We start from the raw sequence: 24,174 nt of genomic DNA on the forward strand, positions 1-24,174 counted from the left end.
TTCCCCCTCTCCTGAAATGAAGCTAGAGTGCAAACAGCTGCTTCATAGTATCAAACAGTTCAAAGATGTAGGGCAGAATCCAGAACAGCACCAGTACCAGTCCCGCCAGACTGGTGAGAAAGGCCTGCTCCTCCCGTCCGCTGTGCTTCAGGACCTGACAGATAACTGACACCAGAATTCCCACTGCCGCGATTTTAAAAATGAGATTCACACTCATAATTCCTCCCTCTGTGAAATCAAAGCAAAAGTATCACCAGGAATACACCGCCTGCGATCCCCAGGCTCTGATAAAGCTTCTGCCTGCTGCCCATATGCTCCTGCGCCTCAGCGATACTGTTCTCCAGCTGTTCCAGATAAAGCCGGATGGCTGCGAGCTGCATTTCCGCGTCCAGATACCCCAGCACCTCGCCCAGACTCTCCAGCTGCTCCAGGTCAGCCCGCACCAGATGCAGTCCCTTCAGATGCTTTGCCTCTTCCATTTTCCAGACCTCTCCCAGCGTCCGTCCATCCGCTTTTTTCAGCTCGTCCGCAGTTTCGGACAAAAAAGTACCGAAGGGCACTGGCAGCCGCACAGACACATGACAGAATGCCTCCGGAAGAGGCAGGCGGGCGTAGCGTATCTCACCCTGAAGCATGTAGACCAGCTGTTTCAGGATACGGAGCTCCCGTACGCGCCGTTTTAAATCACCGCTGAAGCTTGCCCCAATGCCTGCCGCCGAACATAAAATCAGGCAGGCGCCTGTGATTTTGAGCATAGGATCTTCCCCTTTCCGTCCAGGATGGCTCGCACGGTTCCCGGTCCATGCCGCGCATCCAGCACCACGAAGCGTTCGAAAATTCCCGTCTGCAAAAGTCCCGAAACCAGGGGCTTTTGACGAATCTCCTCCAGGCTGCTTCCGTGTACGGTGGCCAGGATGCGACAGCCGCAGGAAATGGCGTTTTCCATAGCTTCCATATCTGCATTTCCACCTATCTCATCCACGGCGATGAGCTCCGGGGACATGGAACGCACCAGCATCATCATGCCCTCGGCTTTGGGACAGCCGTCCAGAATGTCAGTTCGCACTCCCACATCCAGGCCCGGAACGCCTAAGTGACTTCCGCCAATTTCGCTTCGCTCATCCACTACGCCTACCCGCATTCCCCGAAAACCGGTACGGCCATTGGAGATCTGACGGATTAGATCCCGCAGCAATGTGGTTTTACCGCAGCGGGGCGGGGAGATCAGAAGCGTATGGCAGAGGCCTTCCGAGCTGTAGAGCCAGGGCAGGACGGCGTCGGCGCAGCCTTTGACCTCATGGGCGACTCGAATGTTCAGACTGGTGATATAGCGAAGGGTTTTAACCTGGCCGTTTTCCGTCACTGCTTTTCCTGTGACGCCGATGCGGTGACCGCCGGGCAGGGTAAGATACCCCTGACGGATTTCATCCTCATAAGCATAGAGGGAATAGGCTCCGGCAAATTCCAGGGTTTCGCGGAGCTCCTGTGCAGTGACCTGGTGAGCGGATTTTGGGCTTCCCGTTTCATAGCCATCCTCGGTCAGGAAGGTTTCCCGTCCCCGATACCAAAGAGTCAAGGGGCGCGCCTGAGACAGGCGGATTTCCTGCAGCTCTTTCCAGTCTAAATTGACTTTTTTCAGAAGCTGGCGGAGCGGCAGGGACAGGATAGCGGAAATTGCTTCCTGTGGGGGCGGCGATACCTGATATGATTCTGTTTTTGGTTGTGAATTAGTTGGCTGCATGTCCTCTCACCTCTTAAGACAATATATGTGAGGGCAGGCCAAAAAAAGAACCGGCAGTTTGCTTTCGCTCCTGCCGGTTCTCTGATATACATCTGTGTAATTTTTATTTCATCTGCTCGGCTGCTACCTCGGCTGCCTTGGCGATGGCTGCGTCGATGCCATCCGCATTCTTGCCGCCGGCCTGTGCCATGCCGGGACGTCCGCCGCCGCCACCTCCTACGAGGCCTGCAATGGCTTTAATCAGGTTGCCTGCGTGAGCGCCCTTCTTCTGAGCTCCGTCAGTGGCGGTGGCCATGAGACTTACCTTGCCATCAACGGCGCTGGCCAATACGACCACGCCTTCACCCAGCTTTTCCTTCAGCTGATCGCCCAGATCCCGGAGACCGTTCATATCTACGCCCTCCAGCTTGGCTGCCAGTACCTTGACGCCGTTTATGTCTCTCACCTGATCCATCACGTCGCCCAGGGCGTCCTTCGCCGCCTTGCTCTTCAGAGCCTCGTTCTCGCTGTGCAGCTCTTTGATCTCTGCCAGCAGATGCTCAATCTTCTCAGTTAAGTTTACCGGAGTAGTCTTGGCTGTCTTAGCTGCCTCCTGAAGCTGCTCCTCCACATTCTTATAATAAGCAAATACGCCGTCGCCGGTCAGCGCCTCGATACGACGCACGCCCGCAGCGATACCTGCCTCGGATACAATCTTGAATACCATGATCTGAGAGGTGTTCGCCACATGGGTACCGCCGCAAAGCTCCTTGGAGAAGTCGCCCATGGATACCACACGCACCTTCTCTTCGTACTTCTCGCCGAACAGAGCCATCGCTCCGGTCTTCTTCGCTTCCTCGATATCCATAACGTCCGTCACAACCGGAAGCGCTGCCTGGATTTCCTGATTTACCAGAGCCTCAACCTTCTCGATCTCCTCCGGTGTCATAGCCTCAAAATGAGAGAAGTCAAAGCGGAGACGATCCGGTGTAACCAGAGAGCCCTTCTGCTCTACATGGCTGCCCAGTACCGTCTTCAGCGCCTTCTGCAGCAGATGGGTCGCGCTGTGGTTCTTGCAGGTGTCTGCGTGCTTCTTGGCTGCCACCTCCAGGGTTACCTGATCGGATACCTTGAACATACCCTTGGTCACACGTCCCACATGGCCAATCTTGCCGCCGCGGAGCTTGATGGTATCCTGTACCTCGAACTCGCCGTTCTCGGAACGGATCACGCCGGTATCACCCTGCTGACCGCCCATGGTAGCGTAGAACGGGGTCTCCTTTACGAAAATGGTTCCGCTCTGGCCGTCGGTCAGCGCCTCTGTCAGCTCGCTGTCGGTGGTCAGTACGGTAATCTCGGACTCTGCGGTCAGGCTGTCATAGCCTACAAAGGCAGAAGTCACCTTCGGATCGATCTGATCGTACACGGTAGCGTCGGCTCCCATGTAGTTGGTCACCGCGCGGGCCTCTCTTGCCTTGACACGCTGCTCCTCCATGGCTGCCTGGAAGCCCTTCTCGTCTACGGACAGCCCCTTCTCCTCCAGGATTTCCTTTGTCAGGTCTACCGGGAAGCCATAGGTATCATACAGCTTGAAGGTATTCTCACCGGAAAGCACCTTCTCGCCCTTTGCTTCCATCTCTGCTTCCATCTCTGCCAGAATGCTTAAGCCCTGGTCGATGGTCTTATTGAATTTCTCTTCCTCCTGATCGAGAACCTTGAAAATGAACTCGCGCTTCTCGTCCAGCTCCGGATAACCGTCCTTGGATCCCTCGATGACAGTCTCGCTAAGCTTTGCCAGGAACTTGCCTTCGATACCCAGAAGACGTCCGTGGCGGGCTGCCCGGCGGATCAGACGGCGCAGTACATAGCCCCGTCCCTCATTGGTGGGCATGATGCCGTCGGAAATCATGAAGGTGGCGGAACGGATATGGTCGGTAATCAGACGGATGGATACGTCCTTCTGTTCGTCCTTCTTGTATTCGGTGTGAGCCAGCTCGCAAACCTTGTCCCGGAGCGCTCTTACGGTGTCCACGTCAAAGATGGAATCCACGTCCTGCACCACGCTTGCCAGGCGCTCCAGACCCATACCGGTATCAATGTTCTTCTGCTTCAGCTCGGTATAGTTGTTGTGGCCGTCGTTGTCAAACTGGGTAAATACGTTGTTCCAGATCTCCATGTAGCGGTCGCAGTCGCAGCCTACGGTACAGCCCGGCTTGCCGCAGCCATACTTCTCGCCTCTGTCATAATATACTTCGGAACAGGGACCGCAGGGGCCTGCGCCGTGCTCCCAGAAGTTATCCTCCTTGCCGAAGCGGAAGATCCGCTCTGCCGGAATCCCGATTTCCTTATTCCAGATATTGAACGCCTCGTCGTCCTCCACGTAAACGGACGGATACAGACGATCCTTGTCCAGTCCCACCACCTCGGTCAGGAACTCCCAGGTCCAGTGAATCGCCTCGTCCTTGAAGTAATCGCCGAAGGAGAAATTGCCCAGCATCTCAAAGAAGGTGCCGTGACGGGCGGTCTTTCCTACATTTTCAATATCGCCTGTACGGATACATTTCTGACAGGTGGTCACTCTGCGGCGGGGCGGAATCTCCGCGCCGGTGAAATACGGCTTCAGCGGAGCCATACCAGAGTTAATCAGCAGAAGACTGTTATCATTGTGAGGTACAAGAGAAAAACTCTTCATTGCCAGATGTCCCTTGCTCTCAAAAAATTCCAAGAACATTCTTCGAAGTTCATTTACGCCATACTGTTTCATTTGTTCCCTCCTAAGCCCATATCTCGTTACACAGGCTCTCTCTATTCTAAAATCTTTTTTATTATAAATTCTGGAATAGGGTTTGTCAATTACCAGCGCTTCATTTCCCGGATCAGCTCTTCCTCGTAGTCGCCGAGGACCTCCTGCTGACGGCCGCCGTGGTAGAGATTGGTCTCTGCGCCGCGCTCACCGTTTTCCTCAAACTCCCAGATGTGATAGGGGACGCCGCGGTAGGAGAAGTCGATGCTGCCAAGCCCGTCCTCCTCCGTATATTCATATTCCCAGCCCTTTTTCTTCAGGAAGGCGCGGACGCGGGAAAGATACTGTCTTTCTTCCATATTAATCAGCCTTTACCTTGTGGTATGCCTTCTTGCCCTTACGAAGCACCAACGCTCCGTCGGCGTCCATATCATTGGTGGTAAATTTCTGGTACACATCTGTTACCTTTACATCATTGACCGTCACGCCGCCCTGCTGTACCAGACGTCTCGCCTCGGAACGGGTGGGAGCCAGCTTTGTCTCCACCAGAAGAGTCAGGATATCCTTGCCCTCGTCCAGGTCGGCCTTCGCATAGGTTGTGGTGGGCATATCGTCGGTCTTGCCGCCGTTGGCGAACAGGGCTCTTGCAGCCTCCTGCGCTTTCTTAGCTTCTTCCTCGCCGTGTACAATCTTGGTAATCTCGTATGCCAGAACCTCTTTTGCGTGATTGATTTCCGCGCCCTCCAGAGCTCCCAGGCGACGAACCTCGTCCATCGGCAGGAAGGTCAGAAGTCCCAGACACTCCTCTACCTTCACATCTTCGATGTTTCTCCAGTACTGGTAGAACTCGTAGGGAGAGGTCTTTTCCGGATCAAGCCATACAGCGCCCTTCATGGTCTTGCCCATCTTGATACCCTCGCTGGTGGTCAGAAGCTTGAAGGTCAGGCCGTAAGCCGGCTTGTTCTCTTTTCTCCGGATCAGCTCTACGCCGCCGATGATATTGGACCACTGGTCATTGCCGCCCAGCTCCATCTGACAGCCGTACATCTGATTCAGCTTCAGGAAATCGTAGGACTGCATGATCATGTAATTAAACTCAAAGAAGGTCAGTCCCTTCTCCATTCTCTGCTTGTAACACTCCGCGTTCAGCATACGATTTACTGAAAAATGCGCTCCCACCTCACGCAGGAAATCCACATAATTCAGATCCAGCAACCAGTCCGCGTTATTCGCCAGAATCGCGTTGTCGTTGTCAAAGTTGATGAAACGGGACAGCTGATTCTTGAAGCAGTCCGCATTGTGCTGGATGGTTTCCTTTGTCATAATCTTACGCATATCGGACTTGCCGGAGGGGTCTCCCACCATGGTGGTTCCGCCGCCAAGAAGGGCGATGGGACGATGTCCTGCCCGCTGCATATGCATCATAGCCATGATGGTCAGGAAATGTCCTGCGGTCAGGCTGTCTGCAGTGGCGTCAAAGCCGATGTAAAAGGTTACTTTTTCCTTTCCGAGGAGCTCTCTTACCTCCTCCGGATGGGTACACTGCTCTATGAAGCCGCGCTCCATGAGTACGTCATAAATATTTTCTGCCATGTTCTCTTCCTCCTAATTAGAAATTCACTCTGCTGTGCAAACCCTGGCTTTTTCAAGGCCAGGGTTCACGGGCTTCGCCCTATATTCCGGGCTCCATCCACATTTCCCATGCAAGCATGAAAAATGTTCCTGTAGCCCAGAATGCACGGCTCATTGCTTACGTAAAAAAACCCTCATCCTTATAAAAGGACGAGGGCTACGCTCGTGTTACCACCTTTTTTCATAAACAGCTCGCGCTGCTTACCTCTTCAAGTGCCCGGTATCGACACTCTAGCACGCTAACGGGTGCGGGATTCCGTCGCAGCCTACTTCCTGCCCCGGAAAACTGCTTCCGGAAATGGGTTCGGTGCGAAGCTCGGGGATGTATTCAAAATCAGGAGATACGCGCGCCTCTCATCGCCCGGCTGCTTTCTGTCCGCTCCCTCCGACTTCTACTTGTTCCCGTCAAAGCCTTTTGGTTTATGTGTAAATCTGCGTTTATTATAGGCAGGGGAAACTGGTTTTGTCAAGCCCTTTTTCCGCTTTTTATCCAGCCCGGCAGATAATAGATCTGGCGCTTTCCGGTGGCCGTATTGGTTGTGATCTGCGCTTCAATTCCAAAGTACTCCCGGATATTTTCTTTTGTGAGCACTTCTTCCGGCGTACCGTAATCCACAATCTTCCCCTGATACATGAAAATAATCCGATCGCAGTACAGGGCCGCCAGATTCAGGTCATGAATAGATGAAAATACCGTCACATCCTGCCCCTTTAAAATATCCATAATCTGATACTGATAGCTCACATCCAGATGGTTCGTGGGCTCATCCAGCACAATAAAGGCACTCTCCTGCATCAGCACCCGGGCCAGCAGCACACGCTGCTTCTCGCCGCCGGAGAGGCTTAAGTAGGAACGGTGCTCGTAGCCGGACAGTCCCACTTCCTTCAGGCATTTTTCACAGAGCTTCTTGTCCTCCGCCGAATCCCCCTGCAGGAATTTTTTCTTGGCGTACCGGCCGAACATGACCATATCCCGCACCTCGAAATCAAACTCCACATGATTTTCCTGGGCCATGACTGCCATTTCTCCGGCCATTTTCTTGAAGGAAAAATCCAGCACGTCCTTTTCGTTCAGAAAGACTGTCCCCCGGCCCGGCTTGTAGGTCCGGTAGATATTTTTGAGAAGCGTAGATTTGCCGCAGCCGTTCGGTCCTACCAGACCGACAAATTCCCCGTCCTTCACCTCCAGGCAGATTTGTTCCAGAATGCTTTTTCCGTCTATCTGATAATCCAGATTTTTTACCTGTAAACTCATATTCTGCCTCCTCTACTTTTTTCCCATATTGCCCCGGCGAATCAGATACAGGAAGAAGGGCGCGCCGAAAAAGGCCGCCACCACGCCGATGGGTAATTCAGACGGAGCAATGATGGTGCGTGAAATCAGATCGGTAAGCATTGTAAAAAGACCGCCTCCCAGAATCGCCATAGGGATCAGCCGTCTGTGTCCGGATCCCACAAAGCTTCGCATAATATGAGGTACAACCAGCCCCACAAATCCGATAACGCCGCTGACGGATACCACAACGCCGGTCAGGATCGTGGAAGCCGCAATAATAACCAGTTTCATTTTACGGGTATCCACACCCAGAGTTTCCGCCACGTCGTCGCCCAGAAGCAATACGTCCAGCTCCTTCGCGAACAGGAAAATAACCACGATTACCACAACGCCAACCACCACCACATATCTCAGCTTGCTCCAGGTGGCTCCGCTTAAGGATCCTACCATCCAATAGAGCGCCATCTTCGTCTTATCCGATCCCGTATTGATTCCGTATACCATCAGATTGGTAAAGGCGGAGAACAGGGCGGAAGTCGCGATACCCGCCAGCACCAGCTGCGTCGAGGTAATCCGACCATGAATGGAGGCGATACTTAAAGACAGACAGATGGAGACAGCCGCTCCCATGGTAGCGCCAAAGATAACGGAATACCCGCCCATGAAGCTGAACCAGCCAAGCAGGATGGCACAGACTGCTCCGGCGGAAGCGCCGGAGGAGATGCCAAGTACATAGGGATCCGCCAGGGGATTCTTGGTCAGCGCCTGCATCAGGACGCCGCACAGCGCCAGTCCCGCGCCTACGATAAAGGCCATCAGCACGCGGGGAAACCGGATATTCCAGATGATATTTTCTGTCTTGCCCTCCCAGGCAATCCGAAAGATATCCTTCCCAGAAATTTTATTTACCAGAATTTTTCCAATATCGCCGGCCGAAACGTTCACTGCGCCGATGGTGACCGATATGGTTAATACCCCGACAATCAGCAACAGTACCAAAAGCAGTGTCACAAAAAAACGGCCTTTCCCTGATTTTGCTGTTCCTTTCATAGATTCCTCCTTCGAGAACATAGATAGAATGAGCAAGAAAAACGGGGAGCTTTCACTCCCCTGTCTTTTCCCCTGTTAGAATTTGTCCGGATACAGCTGCTCTGCAATGGTCTTCACTGCATTGGCGCTTCCTGCGCTACCCTGCATATCGCTGCAGCATACGGAGTAGATTCTGCCTTCCTTTACGGCGCGCAGATCCTTGGTGAATTCATTGGTCTCCAGGAACTCCCGCTTCTCTGCTACATCGTCTCCGGTATACTCCAGAATCAGAATCACGTCCGGATCACGCTCTACTACTTCCTCCCAGGAGGGCTTTGCCCAGCCTGCTTCGATATCATCGAAGATGGAGATACCGCCGGCCTTCTTGATGATGTCGCCCGGCATACCCTGGCAAGCGGTAAACGGTACATCCTCTCCGGAATCATAAGCAAATACTTTTACCGGATTCTCATAGGCCTCATCGCCCAGAGCGTCCTGCACCTCCTGCAGGGTATCCTTCATAGCCTGCACCTTCTCAGCTGCCAGATCCTGCACCTTGAAGATCTCGCCCAGAGTTTCATAGTCCTTATACAGATCCGCAAAGGTTGCGCTGTCTGTGCATACATACGGGAAATACATGGCGATACCATTCTCATCGCAAAAATCCTTGTTGAAATTCTTATCAGAAAATGTGGAATCCCAGCCCATCAGGAAATCGCAGCCGGTTGCCAGCAGCTCTTCCTTGGACAGATTTGTCAGGCCTTCGCCCGGGTTCATCAGCTGGGGAACCTGATCGCGGGCCGGATACTCGGAAGCCGTACTCCAGCAAAAGCCCTTGGTATAGCCTACCATCTGATCCTGCAGTCCCAGATCAAAGAAAAAGTCTGCCATCTGGTCACCGGAAGCTACCACAGCGGAGGGCATTTTTGTGATGGTGTACTCTACGTTCTCGCCCAGTCCGGAACGCTCCAGGTTCAGAGTAATGGTAACCGGCTCATAGGCGTCGTCTGCGTCTGCAGTCTCCTTTGCCTCGTCGGTGCTTTCGGCAGCCTCTGTGTTCTCCTCTGTTGTGGTGTCCGCAGCCTTGGAACCGCAGCCAGCCAGCAGGCTCGCCGCGAGACAGGTACTTAAGAGTACGCTTACTACTTTCTTCTTCATGTTTCTTCTCCTTCGTTCTGTATAATAATTTGTCCATAAAAAAAGCACCCTCTGATCTATCCAAATCAGAAGATGCACCCGTATTCGGCATCCGGACGCACTGCGCCCTCTATCTTTCGCAAATGTCATGGACCGTGACAGCAAAAGCAGAATAAGCAGGTCTTCTGACTTACGCCGGCCTTATTTGTCTTCCTTCTTCCCGTCCCGTACCATTTCCTGTACCTTACGGACAGTGAAGGAAAACGGCCCTGAAACTTCGCGCTTACAGCGGCGGCACCGCACAGGATTTACACCTGTTTCCCTTTTCACCGGCCCAACATTTCTGTTAGCCGGCACTCACTCCGTTAGATATATTACCTATTTTCTTTTTTCTTGTCAAGCATCAAATATTGTTAATCTGTGCCAGTTCCTTCCACAGCGCCGCAGTGCACATTAAGAAAGAATCCTGCAAAGCAGGATTCTCCGCCTGCGGCGGGTCGCGTAAGCGACATTATTCCATTCCGCCGCAGTGCGATCCCCCGGAGGGGCTTTTTGCTCTATAGGAATCATGGCTTTTGCACTTTCATGTAACACGGTGCTTCCTATAGAGCAAAAAAGCTCCTGGATAACCAGAAGCTTTTCAGCAGTCGATAGGGGAATCGAACCCCTGTTTTCGCCGTGAGAGGGCGACGTCTTAACCGCTTGACCAATCGACCATTTCCTATGTTTTTGTGCCGCACCCTTGCGACTTGTTTAGTATATAATAAGGCAAGGGGAAATGCAAGTGTTTTTTCCAAAAAAATTAAATTCTTTATATTGCATGTTTTTTTTATATTTTTCTGATAATTTATTCACTTCTAACATACCAAAAAGAACCGCTCTTTTCCTGACTGTCAGAGCTTTCGCTTTTCCTTATCCAAAGCCCTGTCAGCATGTTCTCTTCTACTCTGGTACCCTCCCCCCTTCATCTATCGCTATCCCGCCAAAGCACAGCTCCTGCAGCCTGCCATAAAAGCCAGCCCGTTCGCCGCTGTTCATCAGCCCCATCTGATTGGCCGTACTGACACAGGGAATCACCCGGACATCCACGCCGCTGTCGGTCAGAGTCAGCTCCGCCATCATGGTCTCGTAAGCCCGGTTCGCAAAAATGAAATTACCCAGGCTGTAGAATATGGGCTTTCCATGATAATACTCGATGCCCTGCAGCACATGGGGGTGCGCGCCAATTACAGCGTCTGCCCCGGCGTCAATGTACTGGCGGGCCAGGGTTTTCTGATAATCCTCCGGCTCTGTGTTCCGCTCGATTCCCCAATGGACATAGACCACCACATAGTCGCAGGTCTCCTTCGCAGCCTGAATCTCCTCCAGAAGCTTCGTGGGATCATAGGTGGTAAAGAGACCGGAATTGCTCTGAGACGCAGTCCAGGAATGCTCCGGAATCACACGGGTGGCTCCCAGAAAGCCAATGACCCGTCCGCCTGCCTCCACGGTTTTCAGAGCCTTTGCCTCCTCCAGGTTCTGCCCCGCTCCCACATGGAGAATTCCTGCCTCGTCCAACGCTTCAAGGGTCTCCTTAAGCGGGCCCCGTCCATAATCCAGCATATGGTTATTGGCCAGGGTCACGATATCTGCCCCCAGCTCCGGTAATACAGATGCATATTTGGGATCCACCCGGAAGGTATATTGCTTATCTTCCATTGCCTCACCGGTAGTTCCAAAAGGAAATTCCTGATTCAGCATGAAGATATCGGCGCCGCGGGTAATGGAAAGCAAATCTGATGTGGCCACTGCAGAAATGCCATTTCGCTCGTATTTTTCCTGTAAAACATCAGTCAGAAACAGGTCGCCTGCAAACAATAAGGTAACCTCCTCTTTCCGATTCTCTCCATCCGAGGCTTCTGCACCTTCCGATTCCTCTGCCCAAGCTTCAGAGGCTTCTGATTTTCCGGGCGGCGTCAACACATGTACGGTCGGTACTTCCACTGACAGCTTTCCTGTTTTCTCAGTGTCCGCATTTTCCAGGGAATCCATCCCTGCATCCGCCAGAGCCTCCGCGCTTTTCCCGGGCGCAGAAAAGCCTTCCGCCGCCCACAATGCGCCGCCTACAAGGAGCGCCATGAGAACTGCCAGAATACTTATCTGAATGTATTTTATCATTTCCCTGTAAAAAGATCTTTTCCATCCCGCCATGGATTCCGTCCCTTCGCTGATGCCATTTTTCTCTCTAACCTCTATTTTACCCGCTCCCAAAGAAAAAGGCAACAGCTCTCCGGGAGGAAGAGCTGCTGCCAATTCTTAAGATTTTTTTATTTTGCTTTTTTCTCCAGCGGAGTACTGTATCCGATATAATGATTCTGATACAGAATCTGGAAAAACTTTGTAAGGCGCGGAAGAAGCGGCTCCGCCTCTTCGCCGTAGCGTTCCTTTACCAGAAAGCTGATGTCGTAGATGGTCCGCTGGCCGTCCATCTGCTGCCATACAAAGCTGCCGTACTCGTCCAGACTGATATAGCTGACCTTCGGCCGCTTGAAAAACTTCTGTGCCAGCCAATTATAGAAGCCTTTGTTCTGTACTTCTATCTCCACCAGCTTCTTTTCATTCAGCTTCCAGCTGTAGCCCGGCGCGCAGACCGGCACAAAATCCAGATAATTCTTTTTTTTCTTCATTTATTTCTTCTTTCTGCCAATGGTGATCTTGAACAGGGTCGCGGTCAGCAGGGCAAAGAATACCAAGCCACCGATATTGCCGTTGAGCGGGGTTCTGGAAAGAATGGTATCGCCCATCGCGTCGCCCAGGGAACCATCTGCCATGGGGATGATCGCAAAGACTGCCAGCAGGATACCTACCAGACCCTCGCCTGCGATCAGACCGGAGCAGTACAGTACGCCGTTATCAAGCATATCCTTCTTCGCCTTCTCGTCCATGCCCTTTTTCTTCTCCAGGAACAGACGAACCAGACCACCGATCATCATCGGGGTGCTCAGATGAATCGGCAGATACAGACCTACGGCGAAGGGAAGTACCGGGATACCCAGGACTTCCACTACGATGCCGATAAACGCGCCTGCAAATACCAGAGTCCAGGGCAGGTTTCCGCCCATAACGCCCTCTACGATCATCTTCATCAGAGTCGCCTGGGGAGCCGGAAGCTCGGTGGAGCCATAGCCCCATGCTGCGTTCAGCAGGTACAGGATCGCGCCGATGGCCACTGCGGATGCTACCACACCGATGAGCTCACCGATCTGCTGACGCCAGGGTGTAGCGCCTACGATGTAACCGGTCTTCAGGTCCTGAGAGGTATCTCCGGCAATCGCTGCTGTGATACAGATCACAGAACCGATAGCGATAGCTGCTGTCATTCCAGCCTGGCCTACCTGACCGGTTGCCTTCAGGATCATAGCGGTTACCAGCAGAGTCGCAATAGTCATACCGGATACCGGGTTGTTGCTACTTCCGATCAGACCTACCATACGGGAGGATACGGTTGCAAAGAAGAAACCAAAAATCACGATCAGAATTGCGCTGAACAGATTCACCGGAACAATCGGGATCAGCCAGATCAGCAGGGCCAGAGCTACTACGCCAAGGATGATAGCCTTCATCGGAAGGTCTTTGTCTGTACGCAGATCGCTTCCTGCATTGCCCTTGCCGTAGCCCTTCATGGCGTCGCGGAAGGTGCGAACGATCAGCGGCAGGGACTTGATCAGGCTGATGACTCCGCCCGCTGCTACGGCGCCTGCGCCGATGTATTTGATGTAGTTGCTCCAGATAGCGAAGGAACCGCCTACCGCGTACAGCTCAGCGACGCTTACACTCGCCGGGAACAGGGTGACATTCTGACCGAACAGAACGATCAGCGGCATCAGCACGAACCAACCCAGTACACCACCTGCGAACAGATAGGAGGAAATCTTGGTTCCGCAGATATAGCCGACGCCAAGCAGAGCCGGAAGTACGTCGATACCGACGCCGGATCCCTTGTAAGCCGGAATTTCATAGTGAACCTCGCTGGGAAACAGCTTCAGGCCGTCTGTGACGAACTTGTAAGCTGCTGCCAGACCCAGACCCTTGAATACGATACCGGCCTTCTCTCCGCCTTCCTCACCTGCCAGAAGTACCTCCGCGCAAGCCTGCCCTTCCGGATAGGGAAGTACGCCGTGTTCCTGCACAATCAGTGCTTTCCGCAGCGGAACCATGAACAGAACGCCCAGGCTGCCGCCGATAGCTGCGATGATGGCGATCTCTACCAGAGACGGAGCACTGGTGCCCCACTCGCTGGCCCACAGGAACAGAGCCGGCATGGTGAAGATAGCGCCTGCGGCTACGGACTCACCGGCGGAACCGATGGTCTGTACCATATTGTTCTCAAGAACAGAATCCTTTTTCAGGATGACACGGATGACACCCATGGAAATAACTGCCGCCGGAATAGACGCGGAAACAGTCATACCAACTCTCAGTCCCAGGTAAGCGTTTGCGCCGCCGAACAGAACAGCCAGCAGAATACCGAGAATGACAGAGGTCGCCGTAAACTCCGGAAGAGACTTCTCAGCCGGAATGTAAGGCTTAAAATTGTTATCACTCATAATTACTCTCCTTTTCTTCTCTTTCCGGTCTGTTTCTCCCGTCAGCACCGAAAAGGCAGTGATTTTGCTATTTTAGCATAACAGAGCAGCTTTTCGCAATCCCTTCTTCGCATTTTCTTAAGATTTCCACCATTTCCCGTAAGATATTCTACCTTCTTTTTCCATTTATGCAACAAATAAAAGCAGATGTCCGGTATTTCTGTATTTTTCTACCACACATCTGCTCCGTTATTTTATTTCCCTACTATTATAATAAGAAATCAGTCATTCAGTCCCTCGTCCTCTATCAGTCCGTCCCCGTCCGCCGCCGTGGTAGCCAGCTGATCGCAGCGCTCATTCTGCGGATGACCGTCATGGCCTTTGACCCAGATAAATTCCACCTGATGGGGCTCCTTCGCCTTTAAAAGCCGCTTCCAGAGGTCCACGTTTTTCACCGGTCCGGAGCTGCCCTTCCAGTTCTTTTTCAGCCAGGAATCCACCCAGCGCTTATTGAAGGCGTCCGTCACATATTTGGAATCGGAATACAGCTCCACCTGGCAGGGCCGCGTCAGCGCTTCCAGACCTGTGATAACTGCCATCAGCTCCATCCGGTTATTGGTGGTTTTCTTATAGCCCTGGCTGTACTCCCTCTCATGGAGCTGCCCCTTACTGTCCGTATAATGCAGCACCACGCCGTAGCCGCCCGGTCCGTCCGGGTTGCCGCGGGCCGCACCGTCCGTATAGATCTTTACAAGCATTTTTTCGTCCTCCCTGTTTTCTTCTATTCCTGATTATAACAGTTCCCACCGGTTCTTGCAAATAACGGCCGCATATCAACCGATATGCAGCCGTCATTTTCATGTGTAAAATCTGCCTTCCTCTCTCCTTAAATCAGGAAATATTTCAGCAGGAACAGCACAGCCAGTACATACATGACAATACTGATCTTCTTCTCCTTTGCCTTGCCTGTGGCTACATTCAGCACCACGTAAGAGATAACTCCCATGGAGATTCCCTCGGAAATGCTGTAGAAGAACGGCATAGCCGCGATACAGATAAAGGCCGGAATACCCTCGCCAAAATCGCTGAAGTCAATCAGGCCCACCTGATTGACCATGTAAAAGCCTACGACAATCAGGGCCGGAGCCGTCGCGAAGGACGGGATAGCCAGGAAAATCGGAGAAAGCAGCAGAGCCAGCGCGAAAAGTACCGCGGTGGTCATGGCCGTCAGGCCGGTTCTTCCGCCCTCGGATACGCCGGAGGCGCTCTCTACGAAGGTGGTGGTGGTAGAAGTTCCCAGAAGAGCTCCTACCGTGGTTCCCACTGCGTCTGCCATCAGCGCGCCCTTGATGTTCGGAAGCTTGCCGTCCTTATCCAGCATGTCCGCCTTGGAAGCTACGCCAATCAGGGTTCCCAGAGTATCAAACATATCCACAAACAGGAACGCGAATACAATGACAATGAACTGGCTGAACGGAATCGCCGTAAAGTTCAGCTTGCAGAAAATCGGCGCCAGACTCGGAATGGAGATTCCGGCCGAAAAATCCGGAAGCAGGTTATAGAAGCCAATCTCCGGATTCGGAACATAAATACCTGTGAGCTGGCAGATAATACCCAAAATCCAGGTGGCAAGAATGCCCCAGAGAATATTGCCCTTTACGTTCTTAATGACCAGAACAGAAGTGATCAGAACGCCTAAAATCGCCAGGAATACGGTAATTCCCACGTCATGCATGGTGCCTCCCTCTACGGCGTCCAGGGAGAAGAACTCTACCAGAGTCGCTCCGCCCACAACGATCTTGGCATTCTGCAGTCCGATAAACGCGATAAAGAAGCCGATACCTACGGATACAGCCTTTTTCAGGTTGGTCGGAATGGAGTTGAAAATCGCCTCACGGATATTGAACAGAGACAGCAGGATGAAAATCACACCCTCCACAAATACGGCTGCCAGAGCTGCCTGCCACGGATATCCCATGCCGATGACTACCGTATACGCAAAATAAGCGTTCAGTCCCATACCGGGCGCCAGCGCAAACGGATAATTTGCAAACAGAGCCATGCACACGGTACCGATCACCGCTGCCAGAACCGTCGCAGTGAAAATCGCTCCCTGGTCCATTCCCGTCGCGCCAAGGACACTGGGATTCACTGCCAGGATATACGCCATGGTCATAAATGTGGTGATACCTGCCAGGATCTCCGTTTTCACTGTGGTATGATTCTCTTTCAGTTTAAACAATTTTTCTAACATTGTTTCCCTCCTAATATCTTGTAGTGTACAAAGAACACAGTTACAAGTGTAGCATAGATACGCATTCCGGTAAACTGTTTTTATCAGGAAGGTCCACTTTTCACGGCCAAAAGACCGGAATCTCCCCCCGGCAGATCCCGATCTTCCTGTTCCGGCATTCTCTCAGATAATGATACACACCAGCCCGCCGGTGCTTTCATTTACAATCTTCTGCATGGTATCCTGAAGCTTCACCTGGCTTTCATCCCCAATCTGATAAATCTTGCTGCGGATACCGTCCTCTACCAGCTCCTCCACGGACTTGCCAAAGATATTCGTATTCCAGATTCCTTCCCCGCTCCCGGCGCTGTCCTTCAGATAGGTAATCAAATCCCGGGCCTGGTCCTCATTTCCTACGATAGGCGCAATCTCGGTCTCAATGTTGGCCCGGATCAGGTGGATACTGGGAGCTACGGAACGAATTTTTACGCCGTACTTGCTCCCCTGGTGAATCAGCTCCGGCTCCTCCAGAGTGATTTCCGCCTTCTCCGGCAGCATGACGCCATAGCCCTTTTGCCGCACGGCCCGAAGCGCCGTCTCTGCCTTCTCGTACTCCCGTTTCATCCGGGACAGCTCTTTCAAAAGGGCTATCAGCTCATATTCATCCGGAATCTCACTGCCGGTCAGCTCGCCCAGCAGCTCGTAATAATATTTCTCATCCACATCGAACTGCACCCGGGCGCTGCCGCTGTCCAGCCGCACCTCCTTAAGCACAGCCCGCTGAATATACGCGCTGTCCAGCTCCAGATTCTCCTGCTTCATATCCCGGATAGTCTGGAGGCGCTCTGCCATTTCCCGGATATGGGCAATCATATCCTGCCTGATTTTATGCTCCGGCGGCAGCATTTCCGTCCAACGAGGCGCGAAAAATTCCACGCGCACCAGCGGGAACGCGTAGAGAAGCTGGGTCAGAATCTTCGTCACATCCTCTTTTTTAAGCTGCGCGCAGTTCACCGGCAGCACCGCCACGCCGTATTTCTCCTGCAGGGCAGCCGCCTCCGTGGTCACGGGCTCGCTGTAGGGCTTTTCCGAATTCAGCAGAATCAGGAACGGCTTCCCCAGGTTCTTAAGCTCCGCCACGGTCCGCTCCTCCGCCTCTATGTAATTGGCCCGGGGAATGTCGCCAAAGGAACCGTCGCAGGTCACCACGATGCCCACCGTGGCATGCTCGGCAATCACCTTCCTGGTCCCTATCTCCGCGGCTTCTGAAAATGGAATCTCTTCTTCCATCCAGGGTGTCTTCACCATGCGCTCGGCCCCGTCCTCGATATGCCCCTCGCTTCCGGGCACCAGAAAGCCCACGCAGTCAATCATCCGAAGCTTCATTTCCACATCCTCGGAAATCCGCACGCTGGCCGCTTCCTTGGGAATAAATTTGGGCTCCGTGGTCATTATCGTCTTGCCCGCCGCCGACTGGGGCAGTTCATCTCGGGTTCTGGTCCGTTCATGCTCATCCGCTATCCCCGGCAGCACGCACAAATCCATAAAATGCTTGATAAAGGTGGATTTTCCGGTCCGCACCGGCCCCACCACCCCCAGATAAATCTCGCCTCCCGTCCGGGTCTGGATATCCTGATACAGATTATATTCGGAATTTTTGTCCATAAAAATACCCCTTCCATATATGCTGTTAAAATATATGCAAGGGGTATGCTTTCTATTCAGTTTCCTATTTCTGTTCCTCCTGCTCCAGAATCCGGAAGGTCATCATCACATAGAGAAGCGTGTCGTAATCATTCAAATCCAGCTTCACCAGCTCTTCGATCTTTTCCATCCGGTATAAAAAGGTACTTCGGTGGATAAACAGCTTCTTTGCGGTCTGTACTGCGTTCAGCTGACTCTCCACATAGGTCTTCAGGGTATGATAATAATCTGTGTGATGTGCCTCGTCGTAGGCCTGCAACTTCAAAATCCGATCTGAGCAGACCAGACGCACCGGAAGCTCTGAGCTGCTTCGCTCCAGCACGTAGTCCAGGGCCACCTCGTCGAAACGGTAAATCCAGCGATAGGGCTTTCTCCTGCAGCCCACATCCAGAGCTGTCACCGCCTGCCGGTAATAGGCATCCAACTGCTCAAAGCCTGTAAATTCATTGCTGACCCCGGCCTTTAAAAAGGTATCCTTCAGAAAGCTCACCATTTTCTCCAGCACCTCCTCCGCTCCGCTCTCCATCAGCGTCAGGTTGATGAAAATGGCGATATTATTTTCATACTGGAAGGCGCAGCTTCCACATTTTCCCAGCATACTTTCCATGTGTTTGCAAATGAATCGGACGGTCATATTGGCCCAGTCCAGGGAATTGACCTTCAGGCTGACACAGAAATAGCGATGCGTCGCCAGCCAGCCGAATTCCGAAAACCATTTTTCAGCGCTCTTATTGTCACGACCCGGATTGGACAGTATATCGGATAGGATACGATCCAGCCGGTGCCCGATTTCCACCCGGGAATCAATTAAGCGGGCCAGGGCCGTCTGAATATAGGCAGACAGATATTCCAGAAGCGCGCCGTCATAGGACTTGAACCGACTTAAGCTTTCCACCATCATAATCTGATAAATAAACTGAGCATTTTCAAATAGATTCACGCGAAGAGTCCGGGCTCCGGTGATGTATTCCGGCAGGTAGTATGCCCCCCGCTTTTTCCGCTGGTTCAGGATGCGCTTGCCGTTCTGGTACTCATCGCTGGACTGAATGACAGAATCCAAATCCACCAGGCTGGACAACTCCTCCCGGGTATCAATGACGCTGGAATAGCCGATAACAAAATAATCGGCGGAGCTTACGATAATGGGATTCAGGAAGATCCGGAAGCTCTCGTCCAGAAGCTCCTGAATATTGTCAGCCTGTCGTGTCAGCTCCTGAAGGCGCTTCTCCCACCGGTCGTAATAATCGAAAATCCGCTGAATTTCATTCAGAAGCGTAAAGGGCGACGTCTCGTCAATAACCTGAAAAACCTGGCCGTCGTTCTCGGTATTTCTTGTATGTACCTTACCCATGCAGAACAGTACTGTCCGCTCCGGAACCACCAGCATCTCCGCCGCGCCCGGCTTCTGGGTATAAATATAGATTTTATCCGGCTGCATCTCGTCTCCGTCGTCGTAAAATAAGACCTGCTCCAGATGCAGTTCATCGGACAGGGCCTTTTTGTTCTGTAGTCCGAATTTGGATTTTAACTTATCTGCCAGGATAGCGGTGCTCAGTTTCATAATGAGAAATACCTCCTCTTTGGTATCGTCATACATAGTGTACGAAAACCTGCCCCAAAAGTCAACCTGCAGGACCTGCCACTGGCAACAAAAAAACAGCCCTAAGCAGGATTTTGAGGGGACACCTCATTTTTCCCGCCCGGGCCGTCTCTTAACCGGCTATGTAAGCCGCTTTTTCTTTACATATATTTTCTCTTAGCTGCCTCTACCACATGTCCAACCAGCACGGAAGTGGTTACACTTCCAACGCCGCCCGGTACCGGAGTGATAGCGTCTACGATAGGCTCAACCTCTGCGTAAGCTACGTCGCCGCAAAGCTTGCCCTCTGCATTTACGTTGATTCCAACGTCAATTACAGTCTGGCCCGGAGCCACATAATCCTTGGTTACAACGCCTGCGCGGCCTGCTGCCACGATCAGGATATCTGCCTCGCGCGCTACGCTGGGCATATCCACAGTCTTGGTGTGGCATACGGTTACGGTTGCGTTCTTCTTGATAAGCATCATAGCTGCCGGCTTTCCAACAACCAGGGAACGTCCGATTACTACTGCCTTCTTGCCTGTGCAGTCGATTCCGTAATGGTCCAGAATCTCCATACATGCCTGCGGTGTACAGGGCGGGAAGCCTACTGCCTTGCCTGTAAATACGCCGGACATGGAACCGTCGGTCATACAGTCTACGTCCTTAGCCGGGTCAAGGGCATTCTCAATCTCAGTCTGGTTCAGGTGCTTCGGAAGCGGACGGAACAGCAGAACGCCGTGAATGCTGTCGTCCTTATTTACCTTATCTACAGCTGCCAGAACCTGCTCCTGGGTAGCGTCTGCCGGAAGCAGAATCTTCTCGCATGCTACGCCCAGAGTCTCACATCTCTTGGTTGCGCCTCTCTCATAGGAAATATCGCTCTCGTTCTCGCCTACGCGGATAATTCCCAGTGTGGGGTTTACTCCCTTTGCCTTCAAAGCCTCTACGTCTGCCTTGATACGCTCATTCAGTGCTGCTGTTACTTCTTTTCCTAATAACTGCTTTGCCATTTTTTTATTTCCTTCCTTTTATTTTATCTCAGTCTCGCTGTGACGCTTGCGAAAATATCATCCGCAATCTTGGTGTACTTTTCAAGCATAGCATCCGCCTTGGCGTTCAGCTCTGCCGCGTACTCCTTGTCCGCCATGGACTTGGTGTTGATAAATACATTCAGGGAAGCTCCCTGAAGAGCCGCCTTGCAGAACGCAGCGCCTACGCCTGCATCACTGATAGCAAGAGCAGAACCCTTTGCCGCAAACTCTACGATAAGATCCAGCGCCTCACAGCACTTCTCCATAATCTCCATGGGTACAGAGCAGGCGTCCTTCAGCACGATCGCCATGACACGCGCCTTCTCAGCCTTCTCCTCCTCGGTCTCACGGGGCATGCCGTAAGCCTTGGCCAGGGGCTCGAATACCTCTGCGTCACGCTCAATCAGACGAAGGAAATCCTTCTGAAGAGCCGTCGCCTTCTCCTTCAGCGCGTACATCTCTTCCTCTACGTCTGCGTACTTCTTCTTACCTACGGTCAGGCTGCCTACCATGTTGCCCAGGGCAGTGCCCACTGCGCCTACCAGTGCGGATGCTCCGCCGCCGCCCGGAACGGGAGCCTTGGAAGCCAGTACTTCTACAAATTCATCACATCTGCTGGTTGAAAATCCCATATCGTTCTCCTTTATGTATCAAAATGATATTCCAATTATACCATACATTTCCCTATGCGCACAAGTGGGAAGGGCCTGATGGTCCTTCCCTTTGTGCCTATTTGTTTGGGTTTATAATGGGTAGCTAATTCTATGGAAACGCTGTTCAAGCGTTTCCTGCGGAGCATCTGAGGAAATACGGATGCAATCCGGATTTTCTTAGAACAGGCCGCTGATCTTGCCGGTCTCGTCTACATCGATTCTCTCTGCAGCCGGTACCTTCGGCAGTCCGGGCATGGTCATGATTTCACCGGTCAGCGCTACGATAAAGCCTGCGCCTGCGGAAATCTTCAGGTTACGTACGGTTACCTCGAAGTCCTTCGGAGCGCCCAGCTTAGTCTGGTCGTCAGTCAGGCTGTACTGAGTCTTAGCCACGCAGATCGGGCAGTTGCCGAAGCCCATAGCTTCAAGCTGCTTTGCCTGCTTCTGAGCGTTTGCGGTCAGGACAACTCTCTTGCCGCCGTAGATCTTGGTTACGATAGCATTCAGCTTATCCTCAATGCTGGTTCCCTCAAGCTCGTAGGAGTATGTGAACTGGTCGTTGGGCTGCTCGCAGAGACGTACCACTTCTTCCGCAAGAGCTACGCCGCCTTCGCCGCCTTTTGCCCATACTTCGGACAGAACGACATTTACGCCCAATTCCTTGCACTTCTTCTCTACCAGGTCAAGCTCTGCCTTGGTATCGGTCGGGAATGCGTTGATCGCAACTACGCAGGGAAGCTTATATACGTTGGTGATGTTGCTTACATGCTTCAGCAGGTTCGGAAGACCAGCCTCCAGAGCCTCCAGGTTCTCATTGTTCAGGTCTGCCTTCGGAACGCCGCCGTTGTACTTCAGAGCACGTACAGTCGCTACGATAACAACTGCGTTCGGCTTCAGTCCTGCCATACGGCACTTGATATCCAGGAACTTCTCAGCACCCAGGTCAGCGCCGAAGCCTGCCTCTGTGATGGTGTAATCAGCCAGGTTCAGGCACATCTTGGTAGCGGTTACAGAGTTGCAGCCGTGAGCGATGTTCGCGAAGGGTCCGCCGTGTACGATAGCCGGTACATGCTCCAGAGTCTGTACCAGGTTCGGCTTCAGAGCGTCCTTCAGAAGAGCTGCCATAGCGCCCTGTGCGTTCAGATCGCCAGCGGTAACCGGCTTCTGCTCGGAAACCTTTCCGTATGTATATCCGATGATAATTCTTGCAAGTCTTTCCTTCAGGTCTGTGATGTCCTTAGCCAGACACAGAACAGCCATAATCTCGGATGCTACGGTGATATCGTAGCCGTCCTCTCTCGGCATACCGTTGGTCTTTCCGCCAAGTCCGTCTACTACGTTACGCAGCTGACGGTCGTTCATATCTACGCATCTTCTCCAGGTAATCTTTCTCGGGTCGATGTTCAGAGCGTTGCCCTGGAAGATGTGGTTATCAATCATCGCTGCCAGCAGGTTGTTGGCTGCGCCGATTGCGTGGAAGTCGCCGGTGAAGTGAAGGTTGATATCCTCCATCGGAACTACCTGTGCGTATCCACCGCCTGCTGCTCCGCCCTTTACGCCGAATACCGGTCCCAGGGACGGCTCGCGAAGGGCAACCATAACCTTCTTGCCGATCTTCTGCATACCGTCTGCCAGACCTACGGATGTGGTGGTCTTTCCTTCTCCTGCCGGAGTCGGGTTGATAGCGGTCACCAGAACCAGCTTGCCGTTCTCAGCCGGTTTCTCCTTCAGCAGATTGTAATCAATTTTTGCTTTGTACTTTCCGTACTGCTCCAGATATTTGTCGTCGATACCTGCCTTTGCCGCGATGTCAGTAATCGGCAGCATCTCTGTTTCCTGTGCGATTTCGATGTCAGTTTTGAATCCCATTGTAAAACTTCTCCTTTCATAGTTACCGGCCCTTCCGCGACCGATGTCTGTGGTTTTTTTGTAGATAATTTAACAAGTGATTCATTCGTATCTCTTATCTACTATGTGTCCTATTATAGTGTTCTCTTTCAAAATCAGCAATCATACACTTTGTTGAATATTGATATTCTTTTCACGAACTTGCTTTTTTCTGCTTTTCCGCTATCTTTCGCATTTTTCGCAGAAACTTTACCTGTTCTTTTCCATTTCTTTTCTGTTTTTCTATGGGAAACCGCATTTTTCATCCGACATATTGTATAAAATCCATTTCGTAAAGTCTTACTTTATATATTTTTTCACAAAACCTTTGATTTTCCACGTAATTTTCAGTCTTTATTTTCATTGTACAGCAAATGTTTTACAATATTTTCACAGTCAAAAAACGGCGGCTCCGCAGGATTTCTCCCGCAAGGCCGCCGTTTTCACCTCTGATTCCAGATTCACTTTTTTATTCTCTGACCAGAACCTTCTCCACCTCTGCAATATACATGGTGTGATAATCCTTGTCCGGATACCATTTTTCATCGCAGGACTTGTCGATGAAGCAGGCCGGATCGTAGTTCTGGGCGTACAGCTTTCTGCACACCAGCACGGTATTAGCTTCGCCGAAATAGGGCGTTCCGTCCGCATGTTCTACCGTAAGACCTGCCTTCGTAATCTTATCCTCATCCCGTCCGGACACGGTACCCAGATAGCTCAAGGTTTTCCGGTACTCCTCGTCCAGCACAGACAGGGAGAACGTCTCGCCTGCGTCTACGAACTCCTTTGTGTAGCGCTGGGGACGCAGCACAATGTAGGCCACATTTTTGCCCCACATGACGCCCAGGCCGCCCCAGGAAGCGGTCATGGTGTTCACCTTGCCCGCCTTCTCTGCAGTGACCAGCAGCCACTCTCTGCCGATCATATGAAATACATTTTTATCCAGTTCTTCCGGTTTGATACTTTTCATGTCAGATACCTC

Annotated in this window: 20 protein-coding genes, 1 tRNA gene and 1 riboswitch; all 21 genes read right to left on the bottom strand. The window is 52.2% G+C overall.

The features are described 5' to 3' along the window. Window positions 1-22 precede the first annotated feature (22 nt). On the bottom strand, window positions 23-217 hold the full coding sequence (gene spoIIIAC / locus WMO29_RS06250; RefSeq protein ID WP_158362197.1) for a stage III sporulation protein AC: 195 nt from the start codon (window positions 215-217) through the stop codon (window positions 23-25). 19 nt (window positions 218-236) lie between these two features. Further along, window positions 237-755 carry a stage III sporulation protein AB gene (locus tag WMO29_RS06255; protein WP_178039356.1) on the bottom strand — a complete coding sequence of 173 codons (519 nt, stop codon included), beginning with the start codon at window positions 753-755 and terminating at the stop codon, window positions 237-239. Next, window positions 728-1,741, bottom strand: a complete 1,014-nt coding sequence (gene spoIIIAA, locus WMO29_RS06260) for a stage III sporulation protein AA (RefSeq protein WP_349164206.1) — start codon at window positions 1,739-1,741, stop codon at window positions 728-730. Before spoIIIAA ends, WMO29_RS06255 begins: the two co-directional genes overlap by 28 nt. A 103-nt stretch (window positions 1,742-1,844) precedes the next feature. Next, window positions 1,845-4,484, bottom strand: coding sequence for an alanine--tRNA ligase (alaS, locus tag WMO29_RS06265; RefSeq protein WP_349164207.1), 2,640 nt, complete (start codon window positions 4,482-4,484; stop codon window positions 1,845-1,847). A gap of 89 nt (window positions 4,485-4,573) precedes the next feature. After that, window positions 4,574-4,822 (bottom strand): kinase, encoded by a 249-nt coding sequence (locus WMO29_RS06270; RefSeq protein WP_349164208.1) that lies wholly within the window; start codon window positions 4,820-4,822, stop codon window positions 4,574-4,576. Window position 4,823: 1 nt separating this feature from the next. Continuing rightward, window positions 4,824-6,056, bottom strand: a complete 1,233-nt coding sequence (gene tyrS, locus WMO29_RS06275) for a tyrosine--tRNA ligase (RefSeq protein ID WP_349164209.1) — start codon at window positions 6,054-6,056, stop codon at window positions 4,824-4,826. Window positions 6,057-6,561: 505 nt separating this feature from the next. Next, window positions 6,562-7,350, bottom strand: a complete 789-nt coding sequence (locus WMO29_RS06280; protein WP_349164210.1) for an ABC transporter ATP-binding protein — start codon at window positions 7,348-7,350, stop codon at window positions 6,562-6,564. A gap of 12 nt (window positions 7,351-7,362) precedes the next feature. Next, complete coding sequence (locus tag WMO29_RS06285) at window positions 7,363-8,421, bottom strand: FecCD family ABC transporter permease (protein ID WP_349164211.1); 1,059 nt, start codon at window positions 8,419-8,421, stop codon at window positions 7,363-7,365. A gap of 75 nt (window positions 8,422-8,496) precedes the next feature. After that, complete coding sequence (locus WMO29_RS06290; protein WP_349164213.1) at window positions 8,497-9,558, bottom strand: ABC transporter substrate-binding protein; 1,062 nt, start codon at window positions 9,556-9,558, stop codon at window positions 8,497-8,499. 137 nt (window positions 9,559-9,695) lie between these two features. Further along, window positions 9,696-9,913, bottom strand: a riboswitch (cobalamin riboswitch). Between the two features lie 268 nt (window positions 9,914-10,181). After that, window positions 10,182-10,253 (bottom strand) — tRNA-Glu (locus WMO29_RS06295). 226 nt (window positions 10,254-10,479) lie between these two features. Continuing rightward, the gene (locus WMO29_RS06300) at window positions 10,480-11,727 is read right to left on the bottom strand and encodes a CapA family protein (RefSeq protein WP_349164214.1); all 1,248 of its coding nucleotides are present in this window, start codon (window positions 11,725-11,727) and stop codon (window positions 10,480-10,482) included. A gap of 116 nt (window positions 11,728-11,843) precedes the next feature. Beyond that, window positions 11,844-12,203: a PqqD family protein gene (locus WMO29_RS06305; protein WP_349164215.1), complete on the bottom strand. Its 360-nt coding sequence runs from the start codon at window positions 12,201-12,203 to the stop codon at window positions 11,844-11,846. Then, window positions 12,204-14,126 (bottom strand): OPT family oligopeptide transporter, encoded by a 1,923-nt coding sequence (locus tag WMO29_RS06310; protein ID WP_349164302.1) that lies wholly within the window; start codon window positions 14,124-14,126, stop codon window positions 12,204-12,206. 257 nt (window positions 14,127-14,383) lie between these two features. Further along, window positions 14,384-14,860, bottom strand: a complete 477-nt coding sequence (rnhA, locus tag WMO29_RS06315) for a ribonuclease HI (RefSeq protein WP_349164216.1) — start codon at window positions 14,858-14,860, stop codon at window positions 14,384-14,386. A 128-nt stretch (window positions 14,861-14,988) separates the two neighbouring features. Further along, window positions 14,989-16,356: an NCS2 family permease gene (locus WMO29_RS06320; protein WP_178039473.1), complete on the bottom strand. Its 1,368-nt coding sequence runs from the start codon at window positions 16,354-16,356 to the stop codon at window positions 14,989-14,991. A 162-nt stretch (window positions 16,357-16,518) separates the two neighbouring features. Next, window positions 16,519-18,000 (bottom strand): stage IV sporulation protein A, encoded by a 1,482-nt coding sequence (gene spoIVA, locus WMO29_RS06325; protein ID WP_178039474.1) that lies wholly within the window; start codon window positions 17,998-18,000, stop codon window positions 16,519-16,521. 64 nt (window positions 18,001-18,064) lie between these two features. Next, a complete protein-coding gene (locus tag WMO29_RS06330) occupies window positions 18,065-19,600 on the bottom strand; it encodes a PucR family transcriptional regulator (protein ID WP_349164217.1) in 1,536 nt (511 codons plus the stop codon). A 179-nt stretch (window positions 19,601-19,779) separates the two neighbouring features. Further along, entirely contained in the window at window positions 19,780-20,631 is an 852-nt protein-coding gene (locus WMO29_RS06335; RefSeq protein ID WP_349164218.1) for a bifunctional 5,10-methylenetetrahydrofolate dehydrogenase/5,10-methenyltetrahydrofolate cyclohydrolase, read from the bottom strand. Between the two features lie 23 nt (window positions 20,632-20,654). Then, entirely contained in the window at window positions 20,655-21,284 is a 630-nt protein-coding gene (locus WMO29_RS06340) for a cyclodeaminase/cyclohydrolase family protein (protein WP_349164219.1), read from the bottom strand. A gap of 198 nt (window positions 21,285-21,482) precedes the next feature. Next, the gene (locus tag WMO29_RS06345; RefSeq protein WP_349164220.1) at window positions 21,483-23,174 is read right to left on the bottom strand and encodes a formate--tetrahydrofolate ligase; all 1,692 of its coding nucleotides are present in this window, start codon (window positions 23,172-23,174) and stop codon (window positions 21,483-21,485) included. A gap of 487 nt (window positions 23,175-23,661) precedes the next feature. Continuing rightward, window positions 23,662-24,162 (bottom strand): flavin reductase family protein, encoded by a 501-nt coding sequence (locus tag WMO29_RS06350; protein WP_349164221.1) that lies wholly within the window; start codon window positions 24,160-24,162, stop codon window positions 23,662-23,664. Window positions 24,163-24,174 lie beyond the last annotated feature (12 nt).

The organism is Laedolimicola intestinihominis (assembly GCF_040096155.1).
Classification (GTDB): Bacteria; Bacillota; Clostridia; order Lachnospirales; family Lachnospiraceae; genus Laedolimicola; species Laedolimicola intestinihominis.

What these genes read in the sequence shown, in the direction of transcription:
- spoIIIAC (WP_158362197.1), bottom strand. Translation starts at nt 217, where the DNA reads ATGAGTGTGAATCTCATTTTTAAAATCGCGGCAGTGGGAATTCTGGTG.
- WMO29_RS06255 (WP_178039356.1), bottom strand. Translation starts at nt 755, where the DNA reads ATGCTCAAAATCACAGGCGCCTGCCTGATTTTATGTTCGGCGGCAGGC.
- spoIIIAA (WP_349164206.1), bottom strand. Translation starts at nt 1,741, where the DNA reads ATGCAGCCAACTAATTCACAACCAAAAACAGAATCATATCAGGTATCG.
- alaS (WP_349164207.1), bottom strand. Translation starts at nt 4,484, where the DNA reads ATGAAACAGTATGGCGTAAATGAACTTCGAAGAATGTTCTTGGAATTT.
- WMO29_RS06270 (WP_349164208.1), bottom strand. Translation starts at nt 4,822, where the DNA reads ATGGAAGAAAGACAGTATCTTTCCCGCGTCCGCGCCTTCCTGAAGAAA.
- tyrS (WP_349164209.1), bottom strand. Translation starts at nt 6,056, where the DNA reads ATGGCAGAAAATATTTATGACGTACTCATGGAGCGCGGCTTCATAGAG.
- WMO29_RS06280 (WP_349164210.1), bottom strand. Translation starts at nt 7,350, where the DNA reads ATGAGTTTACAGGTAAAAAATCTGGATTATCAGATAGACGGAAAAAGC.
- WMO29_RS06285 (WP_349164211.1), bottom strand. Translation starts at nt 8,421, where the DNA reads ATGAAAGGAACAGCAAAATCAGGGAAAGGCCGTTTTTTTGTGACACTG.
- WMO29_RS06290 (WP_349164213.1), bottom strand. Translation starts at nt 9,558, where the DNA reads ATGAAGAAGAAAGTAGTAAGCGTACTCTTAAGTACCTGTCTCGCGGCG.
- WMO29_RS06300 (WP_349164214.1), bottom strand. Translation starts at nt 11,727, where the DNA reads ATGGCGGGATGGAAAAGATCTTTTTACAGGGAAATGATAAAATACATT.
- WMO29_RS06305 (WP_349164215.1), bottom strand. Translation starts at nt 12,203, where the DNA reads ATGAAGAAAAAAAAGAATTATCTGGATTTTGTGCCGGTCTGCGCGCCG.
- rnhA (WP_349164216.1), bottom strand. Translation starts at nt 14,860, where the DNA reads ATGCTTGTAAAGATCTATACGGACGGTGCGGCCCGCGGCAACCCGGAC.
- WMO29_RS06320 (WP_178039473.1), bottom strand. Translation starts at nt 16,356, where the DNA reads ATGTTAGAAAAATTGTTTAAACTGAAAGAGAATCATACCACAGTGAAA.
- spoIVA (WP_178039474.1), bottom strand. Translation starts at nt 18,000, where the DNA reads ATGGACAAAAATTCCGAATATAATCTGTATCAGGATATCCAGACCCGG.
- WMO29_RS06330 (WP_349164217.1), bottom strand. Translation starts at nt 19,600, where the DNA reads ATGAAACTGAGCACCGCTATCCTGGCAGATAAGTTAAAATCCAAATTC.
- WMO29_RS06335 (WP_349164218.1), bottom strand. Translation starts at nt 20,631, where the DNA reads ATGGCAAAGCAGTTATTAGGAAAAGAAGTAACAGCAGCACTGAATGAG.
- WMO29_RS06340 (WP_349164219.1), bottom strand. Translation starts at nt 21,284, where the DNA reads ATGGGATTTTCAACCAGCAGATGTGATGAATTTGTAGAAGTACTGGCT.
- WMO29_RS06345 (WP_349164220.1), bottom strand. Translation starts at nt 23,174, where the DNA reads ATGGGATTCAAAACTGACATCGAAATCGCACAGGAAACAGAGATGCTG.
- WMO29_RS06350 (WP_349164221.1), bottom strand. Translation starts at nt 24,162, where the DNA reads ATGAAAAGTATCAAACCGGAAGAACTGGATAAAAATGTATTTCATATG.